The sequence below is a fragment of the Streptantibioticus silvisoli genome (genome assembly GCF_027947535.2).
Taxonomy (GTDB): Bacteria; Actinomycetota; Actinomycetes; order Streptomycetales; family Streptomycetaceae; genus Streptantibioticus_C; species Streptantibioticus_C silvisoli.
The window spans coordinates 18,809-33,811 of sequence record NZ_JAAGKO020000068.1 but is presented as its reverse complement, the minus strand read 5'-3'; the positions used below and the strand labels follow the sequence as shown (position 1 = coordinate 33,811).

The following is a 15,003-nucleotide window of genomic DNA, read 5'->3' as shown; positions in this document are numbered from 1 at the left end:
CACCCCCCGTTCAACGTCAGGCGTCCACCCCCGTAGGACGCCTGGCGCCGCCGCCACCACACGGGCAACCCGCGGCCGCGTCTCCATCGCTCAGCCGGCCGCCATCGCCCGCCCCGGTGCCCCGGGCCAGCGGTCACCTTCCGGGCTGAACGCGTGCCCAGCCCGGCCATGCCCCCGGTCGCCGGGTGACCTCGCCGCCGACCGTCCGCTCTGCTGACGGTCACCGCGCCTCTGCCGACAGTCGCCATGCACAAGCCCCACAACTGCCGACGCCTGGTCGTTCCCGTTCCCGGCATCGGCTTCCCGGTACCGCCCAACGCCGAGCGTCCCGGATGCGTCCGTCGCAGACCAGGCACGCCCAGAGCCCGTCCGGTTTCGCGGCGCCACGTCGCCCCGCATCGACGTCACGCCCCGCGCCGCCTCCGGTGCCTCCGGTGCCTCCGGTGCCTCCGGTGCGGACTCCGCCCCCCGCACCGCGGCGTCGGCGGCAGCGTCAGCGCCGCACCCGTCGGCCGTCCGCTCCGGTGATCGGCCCGCGACGGCCTCACTCCGGCAGGAAGTCCTCCAGGAACTCCGCGTTCTCCCCCTCCTCTTCGAGCGCCCGGCGCACCACGCGCAGGGCCAGCCCCTCCCCGTATCCCTTGCGGGCGAGTATCCCGGCAAGCCGGCGTATCCGGCGGTCCCGGTCCAGCCCCCGTGTGGACGCCAGTTTCCGTTCAACCAGCGTCCGGGCCGTCTGTTCCTCCTGCTCGGAGTCGAGCTGGTTCACCGCCTCGTCGATGAGGCCCGACTCCACTCCCCGCGTCCGCAGTTCGCGAGCCAGCGCCCGCCGCGCCAGCCCCCGGCCGTGGTGCCGGGACTCCACCCACGCGCTGGCGAACGCCGCGTCGTCGATCAGCCCGACGTCCTCGAACCGCGACAGGACGTGCTCCGCCACGTCGTCCGGCACCTCCCGCCGGCGCAGGGCGTCGGCGAGTTGCTTGCGGGTACGGGGGGTACCGGTGAGCAGCCGCAGGCAGATCGCCCGCGCCCGCTCCTCCGGGTCAGACGGTGGACCCTGCTCCGCCCTCGAAGAGAAGGGCCCACCGCCGCTCTCGGGTGGTGAGGCAGACCACACCACTGCTTACCCCTTGGCCGCTGCGGTCTTCGTCGTCTTCGCCGCCTTCGCCGGAGCCGGAACGCTGGGCTCCGCCCCCACTGCCGGCGGCACCGTGGCGTCCACCGCCGGCTGCTCACCCGCAGGCGCCGGCCGGACTCCGATGCCGAGCTTGTCCTTGATCTTCTTCTCGACCTCGTCGGCCAGATCCGGGTTGTCCTTGAGGAAGTTGCGCGCGTTCTCCTTGCCCTGGCCGAGCTGGTCGCCCTCGTAGGTGTACCAGGCACCGGACTTGCGGATGAAGCCGTGCTCCACACCCATGTCGATCAGACCGCCCTCACGGCTGATGCCCTGGCCGTAGAGGATGTCGAACTCGGCCTGCTTGAAGGGCGGCGCCACCTTGTTCTTGACGACCTTGACGCGGGTGCGGTTGCCGACCGCCTCCGTGCCGTCCTTGAGGGTCTCGATACGGCGGATGTCGAGACGCACCGAGGCGTAGAACTTCAGCGCCCGGCCACCGGTCGTGGTCTCCGGCGAACCGAACATCACGCCGATCTTCTCGCGGAGCTGGTTGATGAAGATGGCCGTGGTCTTAGACTGGTTGAGCGCGCTGGTGATCTTCCGCAGCGCCTGGCTCATCAGGCGGGCCTGGAGGCCCACGTGCGAGTCGCCCATCTCGCCCTCGATCTCGGCCCGGGGCACCAGGGCAGCGACCGAGTCGATGACGATGAGGTCGAGAGCGCCGGAACGCACCAGCATGTCCACGATCTCCAGCGCCTGTTCACCGTTGTCCGGCTGCGACAGGAGGAGGGCGTCGGTGTCCACGCCGAGCTTCTTGGCGTACTCGGGGTCCAAGGCGTGCTCGGCGTCCACGAACGCCACCGCACCGCCGGCACGCTGGGCGTTGGCCACCGCGTGCAGGGTGAGGGTGGTCTTGCCGGAGGACTCCGGCCCGTACACCTCCACCACGCGGCCACGCGGCAGACCTCCCACGCCGAGCGCGACGTCGAGGCTGGTGGATCCGGTCGGGATGACCTCTATGGGCTCGTTCGGCCGCTCGCCGAGCCGCATGACAGCGCCTTTGCCGAACTGTCGTTCAATCTGCGCGAGAGCGGCGTCGAGCGCCTTCTCACGGTCGGTTCCTGCCATGGGTTCCACCCGATTTGCTTGAGTCGATCGCTTCACGTCCAACGACGCTAGTGCCTGCCACTGACAATGCACCGCGACGTCGCCCCGAACCGGGCCGTCCGGTTCGGGTACATCCCATGAGAATGGATGTTCGAATTCTGTGTCAAGCGACCCCGCCATCCTGTGGATAAGTCGAAAAATACCTGGTCAGCGGGGGCGATCGGTCAAAGTCAGCGCTGCTCGGCCGGCACGTCGACCGCGGCGCAGACCGCCCGCCAGACTTCCTTGGCGTCCCAGCCGGCCGCGAACGCCTCGCTCACCGTGCGGCCCCCGAGCTCGGACATGACGTGGTCGCGGGCGAAGGAGTCGGCGTACGCCTCGCCGAAATGCGTGTTCATCCGCTGCCAGAAGACCGTCAACTTCATGCATCCCAGTATCCCGCTCCCGAACCACTCACCCCGCACCGGCGAGCTGCGACGGTGCGCCGCCTGAATGCCGGGCCACCGGGCCACCGGGCCAGGGTCTTCGCCGTGACAGCGACGCCCAGCTCATCGCCCTTGGCCCGCGCGCAGCATTTGGTATGGCTGACTGTCCACACGCTCGAACAGCGGCGCTTCGCCCTCCCTTTTCCGGACGGCGATCCCGAGGTGGTCCGAACGGCTCTCGCCACCTGCCGGAACACCGACGAAGGCTACGGCCACGCCTTGGAGCCCGACCTGCGCGGCCCGGCCAGCGAACCGTTCCATCTCGCCCAGGCCTGCCCAGGCCTTGAGGATTCTGGAGGGGAGCGGGGGCTGCGAGGGGCCGGTGGCCGACCTTGTCTGCCGTTACCTGGCCTCGTTGTCCTTCGCGGAGGGAGCACTGCCCGCCGCCCGGTCGTCCTGAGCCGCCGACTGTCCGGCGGCCCCTGGATCCCGGTGCTCGACGATCCGCCCGGTGAGCTGCTGACCGCCGGTGCGGTGGTCGCCGGTCCGCGCCGCATGAAGGTGTGGGACCCCTGGCTCCTCCGCGCCACCGACTTCTGCTGGGCCGCGCTCGACGGCATCGACACCCCTCACCCCTACAAGGCGATGTCGGCGCTCGCCTTCCTGGACGCCGCGCCGGACCGGAACGCGCCGCCACCGCCGCGGCGCGTCCCGACCGGCTCCTCCGGGAACAGGGGCTCATCGTGCTCGATCCGGCGCAGGCCGACCAACGCCAGGTCAGCGCGGGTTACGCATCCGGCGAACACCATTTCGCCCACGCCTTCGCGTCCTCACCGAACTCGCTGGTCCGCCGCTGGTCCCGGACGACGAGGACGAGGAGATGAGCCGCTCCCTGGACTTCGTGGTCGCGGCCCAGGAGGCGGACGGTGGCCGGCCGGTGCGCCGGCGTTCGTGTGCACCGGATTCGCTGCTGGAGTGGCGGCCCGTCCTGATGGTCGAGGCCCTGCTCACCCTGCGCCGCCACGGTCGGCCGATCGCCTGACGGGTTCCGGCCGTTCCCGCAGAAGCAGCGCTGCGAGCGCCAGAGCGGTTCCCCGGGGCGAAGTGAGGTCGAGACCGGTGAGTTCGGCGATCCGGGCGAGCCGGTTGTCCACCGTGTTCGGATGCAGTCCGAGCCGTCTGGCGGTGCCCCGGCGGTCCTGCTGGTGCTCCAAATGGATCCGCAGGGTCTCCACCAGATCGGGGCGCTCCCCGATCGGATCGAGCAGTGCCGCTATGAGTCCGCTGCTCTCGTCACGACGCGACAGGTGGAATTCCAGCAGTACGTCGTTCAGGCGGTGCAACCCGGGCGGCCGGCCACTCGCGTGCGCGACGCGTACCACCTCGCACGCGGTACGCGCCGCGTCCGCGATGGCGGACGGCCGGTCGACCGGGACGGCGGCGATCCTGACCTCGTCCCCGCAGGCCCGCCGGAGGCGATCGGCGAGCCCGTCGGGCGGCACAGGCGGGACAACGGCCCCGGGGCGGGCCGGAACGATGGCGTGCCCGTCGTCGTCGTGCAGCAGTGTCAGCACCTCGGTACCGAACGCCCGGTCCAGCACCGTCTGTATGCGGCGTCTGCGGCGGCGTGCCACGACCGGGGAGATCCGCGACATCGCCGCGACGGACACCGGTTGACGCGTCACGCCCGGTCTGAGCGACGCGATCGGGGCGACGGCGCGGTCGGTCCGCAGGTACAGCACGAGCCCGCCGTGTTCGATGCCGAAGGCCACGTGTTGCGACGTGTCGGCGTTGGTCCCGTCGAGCAGTCCGCGTACGAAGGCCTCACGTTGTTCGCGCTGTTCGGCGACAAGCGCGGCCTGCTCGTCGAGATACGTCTCCGCCACCGCGCCGGCCATGCCCTCCTGGATGAGCAGGAGCAGCCCGGACAGCTCGATCAGCGCGCTCTCCTCACCGGGTCCGGCGGTGTCGCGCAACGTCTTCCACAACAGGTGCGTTCCCGTGGCGTGGGCACGCAGCAGCAGATGCAGCGGCATGCCCTCCTCGGCGTGCCGGGCGGCGCGTTCCCGGAACGAGGCGTAGTCGCCACCGGGCGTACGCCGGACGAACAACCGCAGCCCGTAACGGGCCGCCGCTGCCACCTCGGTGGTCTTCACGTCGATGGGCAGGCCCTGCTGGGTCCGGGCCTCCTCGGGGGCGGTGCGCGACATACGGCGGGCCAGTTCGTTGACCCGCGGCACACAGCGGGCGGCGAGGGCACGGGCGCCCGCCGAGAGTTCCCGCGGATACGCCACGCCGTCCTGCGGCGGGCCCGTCGTCATCTCGCCCTCCTCACCGGGGCGACACATCGACCCCGCAATTGTGGGGCGTCACATTAACCCGACCGGGCGACAGGAAGGTGAAGCAGGCCTGAGGCACGCCGCATTGAGCGTCATCCGGCACAGATACGCAAGGATCTCTCAGTGGACAGGTGCCTTTTTGCTGAAGCCTCAACCCGTCGTATACCGCAGCATGGCCGTGACCACCACGGCGACGCCGACGACCACGAGGAACGGCGCGCGCAGCAGCAGGGCGACAGCGGCCGCGCCGAGCCCGGCGGCACGCGCGTCGATGACGAGGTGGCTGCCGTCGCAGAAGGTCTGCTGGGCTGTCAGCGCGGCCAGCAGGGCGATCGGGACAAGGGCCGCGAGCCGTTGGACGATCGGCCGCTCCAGTAGTGCCGCGGGCATGGACAGACCGAGAAGTTTGACCGCGTAACAGCCGACGGCGGTCACGATGATGGCGATCCAGGTGGTCAACGTGCCGTCTCCTCACGGGAGTCGCGCCCACGCCGGGCCAGCAGGACCAAGGGGGCGGCCAGGGCGGCGACCAGCACCGGGACACCTGCGGGCAGCAGGGGCACGGCGGCCAGCACCAGGACCACGCCGAGGACGGCGGTGACCTGTTCCAGGCCGCCGCTTCGCACCTTCGGTGACAGCAGGGCGAGAAAAACGGCGGGGCCGGCGGCGTCCAGTCCCCATGTGCCGGGGTCGCCGAGGGCCGAGGCTCCCAGCGCACCCAGCAGGGTGGTGAGGTTCCACAGCGTGAACAGGCTGACCCCGGTGACGGTGAACCCCAGTCGGGCCGACGCCCGGTCGGGCTGCGCGAAGGTGACCGCGGACGTCTCGTCGATGACCCACTGCGCCGCGAACGGGCGTATCCACGGCGGCAGCCGCAGCACGTGCGACAGGCGCAGCCCGTAGAAGGCGTTGCGCACCCCCAGGAAGAGCGCACCGGCGGCGGCAGCGTAGGGGCCGGCTCCCGCTCCCAACGCGCCCACCAGAGCGAACTGGGAGGCTCCGGTGAACACCAGCAGGCTCAATGCGCAGGCCTGCGCGACGGTGAGGCCCGCGCCCCCGGCTGTCGCGCCGAAGGCGAAGCCGGACAGTCCTACGGCCACCCCCACTCCCAGGGCGTCCCGGACGACGGCCGATCGGGGTTTGTCGTCCGGCGGCGCCGAGGCGTCGCCGGACGGGGTCGGCGGAGTGGGGCGGGGGTATCGGCCGGTCAGATCTGCGCTCACCTTCGGCAGGCTATGAAGCCGACGGCCGGAAATCTTGTACGTTCTTGCGCCGGTCGGGATCGACGGCTGTTCAGCGGTTGCGTCGTTCCCGCTGGTAGGCGCCGGGCGGTACACCGACGATCCGGGTGAAGTGCCGGTTCAGGTGCGGCTGGTCCGTGAAGCCCGCGTGGCAGGCCGCGTCCGCCGGGCTCGTGCCGTGGTCCAGCAGGTCTCGGGCGCGGCGGACCCGGGCGTCGGTGAGCCAGGTGTGCGGTGGCAGTCCGTAGGCGTCCCTGAAGGCACGCAGCAACGCGTAGGGGCCGGTGTCCAGCTCGGCGGCGAGTGCGCCGAGCGCGGGTGGGGCGGCCATGCGGGCAAGCAGGATCTCGCGCGCGCGGGCGGCGGCACGGGCTCCGGCGCCCGGTGGCGCGGGTGCGGGCTCGGCGGAGCCGTACCGGGTCAGCAGGTACGTGACGGTCTGGCGCAGCAGGATGTCGGTGGCCAGCATGTCGTCGTTCTCGGCCGTCCGGTGCAGGTCAGTGACGAGCCGGACGCCGCGGGGGTCGATGACGACGGTGGCGCTGAAGGAGGGCGTACCGCGGATGGTGGTGGTGTCGGCCGCGATCCGGGCGACGAGTTCGGGCCGGGGGTAGAGCACGTGGTAGGTCCAGCCCTCGGGGATTCCGGCCCGGCCGGTGTGCGGGGTGTCCGGGTTGATCATCGAAACGGTGCCCGCCCCGGCCCGTTCCAGGGTTCCCCGGTGCCGGAATTCCTCGACGCCGCGGCTGACGGCCGCGATGACGAAGGCGTCGTGGGTGTGCGGCGAGAACGTCTTGGCGACGTAGCGGGCCCGCAGGAGGTCGAGGCCGGGCAACTCGGCGGGGCGCCAGTGCCGAGCGCGCTCCGATGAACTCATGACCTCATTGTGCGATGGGCCAGGCGGGGAGAGAGCGTTTGTCCACAGGGCGGACCTGTGAGCGTTTATCCGCCACTCCACAGCGTTTATCCAGGTCAGGGCATCGGCGGCGCCGGCCGATGCCTAGAAGGAACGACTTGTCCACAGGTCAGCGCGGTCGCGGCGGCCATTGTCAGTGGAGCGAGGCACGATGGGTGTCATGTCGATCGGTGAGCGGCCTCAGTCATCGGGTCCCGGAGGGGAGCAGGACCCGGTCTCCGCCCTGGACTCCTTCTCCCCCGCGACCCGGGCGTGGTTCAGGGGCGCCTTTACCGTGCCCACGGCCGCGCAGGCGGGGGCATGGCGGGCCATCGCCGAGGAGTCCGACGTCCTGGTGGTGGCCCCCACCGGCTCGGGCAAGACCCTGGCGGCCTTCCTCGCCGCTCTCGACCAGCTGGCCCACACACCGCCGCCGGCCGAGGCGAAGCGCCGCTGTCGTGTGCTGTACGTCTCACCGCTCAAAGCGCTCGCCGTCGACGTGGAACGCAATCTGCGCAGTCCCCTGACCGGTCTGCGCCATGAGGCGGCACGGCTGGGGCTGCCGGAGCCGGAGGTGCGGGTCGGCATCAGGTCGGGCGACACGCCGCCGGCGGAGCGCCGCTCGATCGCCACGAAGCCGCCGGACATCCTCATCACCACGCCCGAGTCGCTGTTCCTGATGCTCACCTCCAGCGCGCGGGACGCGCTGCGGGGTGTCGAGACGGTGATTCTCGACGAGGTGCACGCGGTCGCCGGCACCAAACGCGGGGCCCACCTGGCGCTCTCCCTGGAGCGGCTGGACGAGCTGCTGGACCGCCCCGCGCGGCGGATCGGCCTGTCGGCCACCGTGCGCCCGGTCGACGAGGTCGCACGGTTCCTGACGCCCCAGCGCCAGGTGACCGTGGTCCAGCCACGCTCGGAGAAGTCGTTCGACCTGTCCGTGGTGGTGCCGGTGGCCGACCTCGGTGAGCTGGGCGGCTCCCCGGTCTCCGACGCCGAGGGCCAGTCCGGCGGCGAACGTCCGTCGATCTGGCCGCACGTCGAGGAACGCATCGCGGACCTGGTGATGGACCACCGCTCCACGATCGTCTTCGCCAACTCGCGCCGCCTGGCGGAGCGGCTGTGCAACAGGCTCAACGAGATCGGCCACGAGCGGCTGACCGGCCAGCCGCTGCCGGAGGACCACCGCGCCGCCGAGCTGATGGGCGAGGCCGGATCGGCCCGCGGCGCGCCCGCGGTCCTGGCCCGCGCCCACCACGGTTCGGTCTCCAAGGAGCAGCGCGCCCAGGTCGAGGAGGACCTGAAGGCCGGCCGGCTGCCCGCCGTGGTCGCCACGTCCAGCCTGGAGCTGGGCATCGACATGGGCGCGGTGGACCTGGTCGTCCAGGTGGAGTCGCCGCCGTCCGTCGCCTCGGGTCTCCAGCGGGTGGGACGGGCGGGCCACCAGGTCGGGGCAGTGTCCACCGGTGTGGTCTTCCCCAAGTACCGCGGTGACCTGGTGCAGTCGGCGGTGGTCATCGAACGGATGCGGCGCGGCGAGATCGAGGCGCTGCGCGTTCCGGCGAACCCGCTGGACGTCCTCGCGCAGCAGATCGTCGCCGCCGTGGCGGTGGACACCTGGGACGTGGAGGAACTGCTGACGCTGGTGCGCCGGGCCGCACCCTTCTCCGGGCTGCCGGAATCGGCGTACTTCGCGGTACTGGACATGCTCGCCGGCCGCTATCCGTCCGACGCGTTCTCGGAACTGCGGCCGCGCCTGGTGTGGGACCGGATCAAGGGCACGCTGACCGGACGGCCGGGGGCGTTGCGGCTGGCCGTGACGTCGGGCGGCACGATCCCGGACCGCGGGCTGTTCGGCGTGTTCCTGGCGGGCGCGGACCCGAAGAAGGGCGGCGGACGGGTCGGCGAGCTCGACGAGGAGATGGTCTACGAGTCCCGGGTGGGTGACGTGTTCACGCTGGGCACGACGTCCTGGCGGATCGAGGACATCACCCGTGACCGCGTCCTGGTTTCGCCGGCGCCGGGAGTGCCGGGCAGGCTGCCGTTCTGGAAGGGCGACCAGTTGGGCCGTCCGCTGGAGCTCGGCCGGGCGGTCGGCGGGTTCCTGCGCGAGCTGGGCGGGCTCGGTGATCGTGCGGCACGCGAGCGGCTCACCGCGGCCGGCCTGGACGCCTGGGCGGCCGACAACCTGCTGTCCTACCTCGCCGAGCAGCGGCGCGCGTGCGGGCACGTTCCGGACGACCGCACCATCGTGGTGGAGCGGTTCCGCGACGAGCTGGGCGACTGGCGGATCGTGGTGCACTCCCCGTTCGGGGCGCAGGTGCACGCTCCCTGGGCGCTGGCCCTGGCGGCCCGGCTGTCCGAGCGCTACGGCTTCGACGCCCAGGTGATGCACGCCGACGACGGCATCGTGCTGCGCTTGCCCGACGCCGATCTGCTGGGCATGGACCTGCTGGATTCCGATCCGCACGCCCGCGGCACGGAGTACGACAGCGAGGCGAGTCCGGTCGGCGCGGCGGACGTCGTCTTCGAAAAGGGCGAGGTCGAGCAGCTCGTCACCGACCAGGTGGGCGGTTCCGCGCTGTTCGCCTCCCGCTTCCGCGAATGCGCGGCCCGGGCACTCCTGCTGCCGCGCCGGGACCCGGGCCGGCGGACCCCTCTGTGGCAACAGCGTCAGCGGGCCGCGCAACTGCTCCAGGTCGCTTCGGAGTTCGGGTCGTTCCCGATCGTGCTGGAAGCGGTCCGGGAGTGCCTTCAGGACGTGTTCGACGTGCCGGGTCTCGCCGAGCTGATGGGGGACGTCGAATCACGCGCCGTGCGTCTGGTCGAGGTGACGACGCCGGAGCCGTCGCCCTTCGCACGGTCGCTGCTGTTCGGTTACGTCGCGCAGTTCCTGTACGAGGGCGATTCCCCGCTGGCGGAGCGCCGGGCAGCCGCCTTGTCGCTGGATTCGCGGCTGCTCGCGGAGCTGTTGGGCCAGGCCGAGCTGCGGGAGTTGCTGGACGCCGAGGTGCTGGCCGAACTGGAACGGGAGTTGCAGTGGCTGACCGAGGACCGGCGGATCAAGGATGTCGAGGGCGTCGCCGACCTGCTGCGCGTCCTGGGCCCGTTGACGGTGGACGAACTAGTGACGCGGGGAGCGGAGCCGGCCTGGGCCGGGGAGCTGGAGCGTTCGCGCCGCGCGATCCGGGTGCGGATCGCGGGCGGCGAACGGTTCGCCGCGGTGGAGGACGCCGGGCGGCTGCGTGACGCCCTGGGCACGGCGCTGCCGGTCGGAGTGCCCGAGGCGTTCACCGAGCCCGTGAAGGACCCGCTGGGCGACCTGCTGGCCCGGTACGCGCGGACCCACGGCCCGTTCACCACCGGGGAGGCCGCAGCCCGGTTCGGTCTGGGTGCCGCCGTCGTGGACGGGACGTTGCAGCGTCTGGCGTCGGACGGGCGCGCGGTACGGGGCGAGTTCCGGCCGGACGGTGCCGACGGCACGGCGGAGTGGTGCGACGCGGGCGTGCTGCGGCGGCTGAGGCGGCGTTCGCTGGCCGCTCTGCGGCAGGAGGTCGAACCGGTGCCGCCCAGCGTGCTCGGAGCCTTCCTGACCCAGTGGCAGCACGTCGGGACCAAGGAGTTGCGCGGCATCGACGGCCTGGCGCGCGCGATCGAGCAGTTGCAGGGTGCCGCCGTTCCGGCCTCCGCGCTGGAGCGGCTGGTGCTGCCGTCCCGAGTGGCGGACTACGCTCCCGCGCTGCTCGACCAGTTGACCGCCTCCGGCGAAGTGGTCTGGGCGGGGGCCGGTGCGCTGCCGGGCAAGGACGGCTGGGTGTCACTGCACCTCGCGGACAACGCCCCGCTCTCCCTGCCGTCGCCCGCGGCTTTGGAACTCTCACCGGTGCACCAGGCTGTTCTCTCCGCCCTGTCGGGCGGTTACGGCTTGTTCTTCCGGCAGATCGCGGACCAGGTACGCGCCGTGGCGGGCGACGGCGTCACCGAACCGGCCATCGCCGAGGCCCTGTGGGATCTGTGCTGGTCGGGGCGGCTCACCAACGACACCCTGGCGCCATTGCGGGCGTTGCTGGGCTCCGGACGCACGGCAGGATCGACGGCGCACCGCGCGGCGCGTTCCGTTCCGCGGGGCCGGTACGGCTCGATAACGGGCCGCCGGCCCACCGCGTCGCGCGGCGGCCCTCCGACGACGGCCGGCCGTTGGGCGCTGACCCCGCCGGTCGAGGCCGACCCGACGCTCCGCGCGCACGCCCTGGGCCACGCCTTGCTCGACCGGCACGGTGTGGTCACCCGGGGCGCGGTGGCCGCCGAAGGGGTCGCGGGCGGCTTCTCGGCGGTCTACCGGGTGCTGTCGGCCTTCGAGGAGACCGGGCAGTCCCGTCGCGGTTACGTGGTCGAGGGGCTCGGAGCGGCGCAGTTCGCCATGGACGGCGCCGTGGACCGGCTCCGCGCGGTACACACCGCCCGCGAGCGGGCCGAGGCCCACCCCACGACGCCCCGGGCGGTGGTCCTGGCGGCCGCCGACCCCGCCAACGCCTACGGCGCGGCCTTGCCGTGGCCCGAGCCGCCGAACACCGCGGACGCCCGCGCGGGGCACAAACCCGGCCGCAAGGCGGGCGCCCTGGTCATCCTGGTCGACGGCGCACTCACCCTGTACGTCGAGCGCGGTGGCAAGACCCTGCTGGCCTGGGAACCGGAGGACGCCCCCCGCCTGCGGGCCGCCGTCGACGCGCTGGCCGCCGCTGTACGCGACGACGCCCTCGGACGGATGACCGTGGAACGCGCCAACGGCGAGGCCGCCCTCACCTCACCGCTGGGACGGGCGCTGGAGGAAGCCGGTTTCCATCCCACCCCACGCGGCCTGCGACTGCGCGCGTGACAGCACACGACCGGTCGAGGCGGCCGGACGGCAGAAGCGGAGGATGATGAATCCATGCCCGAAGGCGACACGGTGTGGCTGGCCGCCCGCAGGCTCCGGGAAGCACTCGCGGGGCGGGTCCTCACGCGTGCAGACCTAAGGGTGCCGTCACTCGCCACGGCGACGCTGACCGGCCGCCGGGTCGACGACGTCGTGCCGCGCGGCAAGCACCTCATGGTGCGCCTCGAACAGGGCTGGACCCTGCACAGCCACCTGCGCATGGACGGCGCCTGGCGGATCTACGCCCCGGGGCAGCGCTGGCGTGGCGACCCCGACCACCAGATCCGGGCCATCCTCGGCAACGCGGACGCGGTTGCCGTCGGCTACCGCCTGCCGGTGCTCGAACTGCTGCGCACCGCCGAGGAGGACACCGCCGTCGGCCACCTCGGCCCCGATCTGCTCGGCCCGGACTGGAACGCGCCGGAAGCCGTGCGGCGTCTTCTGACCGCCCCGGACCGGCCGGTCGGCGAAGCCCTGCTGGACCAGCGCAATCTCGCGGGCATCGGCAACGTCTACAAGTGCGAACTGTGCTTCCTGCGAGGCGTCACTCCCTGGACCCCGGTCGGTGAATGCCGCGACCCGGCACGCATGGTGGCCCTGGCCCACAAGCTCCTGGACGCCAACAAGGCCCGCCACGACCACATCACCACCGGCGACCCACGACGCGGCCGCAGCCACTGGGTCTACGGCCGCGCCCACCAGCCCTGTCTGCGCTGCGGCACTGCGATCCGCCGAGCGCAGCAGGGTGATCCCGGTGGTGAGCGGGTGACTTACTGGTGTCCCTCCTGCCAGCGCGGACCGGCTCCCCCGCCCGGCGGCTGACCGGCTCGGCATCCCATCCCCGGCAAGGCCGACATCGCGGTGGCCCCGGCCGGCACCCGAGGCAGGTCCACGGGGCGCACCGCACCGAACGTTGGCCTGCGTGGCGTCGGCAACGGCCCGGGACTCGCCCCACCGCCCTGATCGCCCCCGGCAACCACCTCGGGCGTCCTCAGGACCCCGGTGAGGCCGGACTCCCGTCCTTCTCCGTCCGTCTCGCCGCCCGCACCGGCGAGAGCCGGCCGGTTCGGCGGCGTCCATCCGGCCTGCGAGACAACCGCGCGCCGCCAGGGGGAAACGTGCACGGGCAGAACGCTGAGAGTCCAGCCACCAGCGGCGATGCCCTGTTCGACAGGGCCGGCCCGACCTGGTTCCACGGCGATCCGCAGCAACGACCAGCACCAGGCCAGGCCGCACAGGGTCATAAAGGCAAGACGGATCGAACGACGAGCATTCATGACCGCCTCCCACGTCCCCGAGAGAGCGGCAGGAACCGAAAACGGTTCCTGTAGAGACAGCGATGCCCCGATCGAGTGATCACTAGCCCCATTGTCGGATGAACCGTCATGGAGTTCACTCTTCTGGGGCATGGATTGATTACACAGAGTAGCGATACTCTACTCAACGTGAAGCCGGGCCCACGGTTGGGCGGGCCGAAGCCTCGTCTTCACCAGCGCGCGCACGACCCTTGTCCGGCACCACCATCACCCCAGGAGACGCCTATGAGCCCACGCACCCATCACGGGGCCTGACCCGTCACAGGCCCCGTCAACGCCGGCCGCCACACAACGCCAAGCACGACCGCCTCTTCAACGCCCCGGAGCCGCCCCTGATCCGCGTCCGCCCTCACGGACCAGGAACGGCATCGGTTCTTCTGAAGACGTCATGCCTGGCCCGGGAACGGAGTTCCCCACCCGCCGCGCGGGGCGGGCAGACCCGGAACCGGTTCGGCCGCCGGCAGCCCCATCGGGTTTCCTGGGGGTGCTGACAGGCGCCTGTCAGCACCCCCAGGAAACCCGACCCCAACCCGCCCGGTGCCTCCGTTCCGCCCCGGTCGCGATCTCGGCCTCGGCCTGCCTCGACCCCGGCCCCGGCCGCGGGACCGGCGGCAGGACCGGCGGCAGACGGCAGACGGCAGACGGCAGACGGCAGACGGCAGACGGCAGACGGCGCCACCCAACTCCACCCCATCGAGTGACGCCCAGCCGTCCATCCTCATACCGACGACGACCTCACGCGCTCCCAGAACCCCGCACACCACCCATCCCGCCGCCCGGACCACCCCGGCGCGCAGAGGGCCCCTCCCACAGACCCATCAGGACAGTCAGAGGCCCTTCACCCGGAGGGGTAAGGGGCCAAAAGGATTTTCACCCGGCAGGACCCACGACCACCACACCAAGGGGCCCAGCTCCGCAACAGAGGCCACCCCGGGCCGGCACGGAGGCCCGAAGGCTACCCGCACTAAGCCATCGCATGGGGCGGGCAGGCCCCGTCCCGGAGCACGACCGCAGGCCACTCGGTCGATCGGACCGGCCAGGTCAGGTCAGACCTTGCTCTGGCCAGTGCCGACGTTCTCCGCCTGGAACATCCAGTGATGCTTCTCGAGGTCGGCGCAGAGGCCGATGAGGATGTCCTGGGTGACGGGGTCCGGGGCGTCGGTGGACTGGATGCGCTCGCGGACCCGGAGGATGACGGCGGCCAGGCCGGCGACCATCACGTCGACGACGTCCTTGTCGTTGATCCAGCCGTCCGTGACGCTGTCCATGCCGCTGGTCTTGGCGACGGTCTCGGCGCGGCCGTCCGGGGAGACGCCGAGGGCGGAGGCACGTTCGGCGACCGTGTCCGCGTAGGTGCGGGCGGTGGAGACGACATCGTCGAGCTGGAGGTGTACGGAGCGGAAGCGGGAACCTACGACGTTCCAGTGCACCTGCTTGGCGACCAGGGACAGGTCGAGCAGGTCCACCAGAGTGCCTTGGAGAGCGTCACCCACGATCTTGCGGGCCTCGTCGGGCAGCGTGCTCTTCACGACAGTCATGGTGCGACCTCCTGCGTGGATTACGTCCGTTTGATCCACGTTACGTCTGCCCCCTCGGGGACCGCGAAACGTTCATGGAGTGACGGAGCAGGAAAGCGTCGGTGGGGATA

At 71.7% G+C, this 15,003-nt stretch carries 10 protein-coding genes and 1 pseudogene; 3 read left to right on the top strand and 8 right to left on the bottom strand.

The genetic code is table 11. From position 1 onward, the window contains the following. Positions 1 to 544: 544 nt before the first annotated feature. From recX to POF43_RS30570, 3 genes are all read right to left on the bottom strand, one after another. Positions 545 to 1,117 carry a recombination regulator RecX gene (recX, locus tag POF43_RS30580; protein WP_372516161.1) on the bottom strand — a complete coding sequence of 191 codons (573 nt, stop codon included), beginning with the start codon at positions 1,115 to 1,117 and terminating at the stop codon, positions 545 to 547. 6 nt (positions 1,118 to 1,123) lie between these two features. Continuing rightward, entirely contained in the window at positions 1,124 to 2,245 is a 1,122-nt protein-coding gene (gene recA / locus POF43_RS30575) for a recombinase RecA (RefSeq protein ID WP_271323320.1), read from the bottom strand. 209 nt (positions 2,246 to 2,454) lie between these two features. Next, positions 2,455 to 2,649 (bottom strand): DUF3046 domain-containing protein, encoded by a 195-nt coding sequence (locus POF43_RS30570; RefSeq protein ID WP_271315812.1) that lies wholly within the window; start codon positions 2,647 to 2,649, stop codon positions 2,455 to 2,457. Between the two features lie 105 nt (positions 2,650 to 2,754). Between POF43_RS30570 and POF43_RS30565 the strand changes: the two are divergent. Beyond that, positions 2,755 to 3,691: pseudogene (locus POF43_RS30565) on the top strand (hypothetical protein). Here the strand turns inward: POF43_RS30565 and POF43_RS30560 are convergent. The 4 genes from POF43_RS30560 to POF43_RS30545 form a co-directional block, all read right to left on the bottom strand. Beyond that, positions 3,657 to 4,970 (bottom strand): PucR family transcriptional regulator, encoded by a 1,314-nt coding sequence (locus tag POF43_RS30560; RefSeq protein ID WP_271323319.1) that lies wholly within the window; start codon positions 4,968 to 4,970, stop codon positions 3,657 to 3,659. The pseudogene POF43_RS30565 and the gene POF43_RS30560 overlap by 35 nt on opposite strands. Before the next feature lie 168 nt (positions 4,971 to 5,138). Next, positions 5,139 to 5,447, bottom strand: a complete 309-nt coding sequence (locus POF43_RS30555) for an AzlD domain-containing protein (protein ID WP_271323318.1) — start codon at positions 5,445 to 5,447, stop codon at positions 5,139 to 5,141. After that, positions 5,444 to 6,211, bottom strand: coding sequence for an AzlC family ABC transporter permease (locus POF43_RS30550; protein WP_372516160.1), 768 nt, complete (start codon positions 6,209 to 6,211; stop codon positions 5,444 to 5,446). Before POF43_RS30550 ends, POF43_RS30555 begins: the two co-directional genes overlap by 4 nt. A 70-nt stretch (positions 6,212 to 6,281) precedes the next feature. After that, the gene (locus POF43_RS30545) at positions 6,282 to 7,106 is read right to left on the bottom strand and encodes an AraC family transcriptional regulator (protein ID WP_271323317.1); all 825 of its coding nucleotides are present in this window, start codon (positions 7,104 to 7,106) and stop codon (positions 6,282 to 6,284) included. A 199-nt stretch (positions 7,107 to 7,305) separates the two neighbouring features. Here POF43_RS30545 and POF43_RS30540 point away from each other — a divergent pair, with 199 nt between their 5' ends. Beyond that, positions 7,306 to 12,000: an ATP-dependent helicase gene (locus POF43_RS30540; protein ID WP_271323316.1), complete on the top strand. Its 4,695-nt coding sequence runs from the start codon at positions 7,306 to 7,308 to the stop codon at positions 11,998 to 12,000. A 54-nt stretch (positions 12,001 to 12,054) separates the two neighbouring features. Next, positions 12,055 to 12,861: a DNA-formamidopyrimidine glycosylase family protein gene (locus tag POF43_RS30535; RefSeq protein ID WP_271323315.1), complete on the top strand. Its 807-nt coding sequence runs from the start codon at positions 12,055 to 12,057 to the stop codon at positions 12,859 to 12,861. A gap of 1,540 nt (positions 12,862 to 14,401) precedes the next feature. Here the strand turns inward: POF43_RS30535 and POF43_RS30530 are convergent. After that, positions 14,402 to 14,893: a Dps family protein gene (locus POF43_RS30530; RefSeq protein ID WP_271315520.1), complete on the bottom strand. Its 492-nt coding sequence runs from the start codon at positions 14,891 to 14,893 to the stop codon at positions 14,402 to 14,404. Between the last annotated feature and the right edge of the window lie 110 nt (positions 14,894 to 15,003).

What these genes read in the sequence shown, in the direction of transcription:
- POF43_RS30560 (WP_271323319.1), bottom strand. Translation starts at nt 4,970, where the DNA reads ATGACGACGGGCCCGCCGCAGGACGGCGTGGCGTATCCGCGGGAACTC.
- POF43_RS30545 (WP_271323317.1), bottom strand. Translation starts at nt 7,106, where the DNA reads ATGAGTTCATCGGAGCGCGCTCGGCACTGGCGCCCCGCCGAGTTGCCC.
- POF43_RS30540 (WP_271323316.1), top strand. Translation starts at nt 7,306, where the DNA reads ATGTCGATCGGTGAGCGGCCTCAGTCATCGGGTCCCGGAGGGGAGCAG.
- POF43_RS30570 (WP_271315812.1), bottom strand. Translation starts at nt 2,649, where the DNA reads ATGAAGTTGACGGTCTTCTGGCAGCGGATGAACACGCATTTCGGCGAG.
- POF43_RS30535 (WP_271323315.1), top strand. Translation starts at nt 12,055, where the DNA reads ATGCCCGAAGGCGACACGGTGTGGCTGGCCGCCCGCAGGCTCCGGGAA.
- recA (WP_271323320.1), bottom strand. Translation starts at nt 2,245, where the DNA reads ATGGCAGGAACCGACCGTGAGAAGGCGCTCGACGCCGCTCTCGCGCAG.
- POF43_RS30530 (WP_271315520.1), bottom strand. Translation starts at nt 14,893, where the DNA reads ATGACTGTCGTGAAGAGCACGCTGCCCGACGAGGCCCGCAAGATCGTG.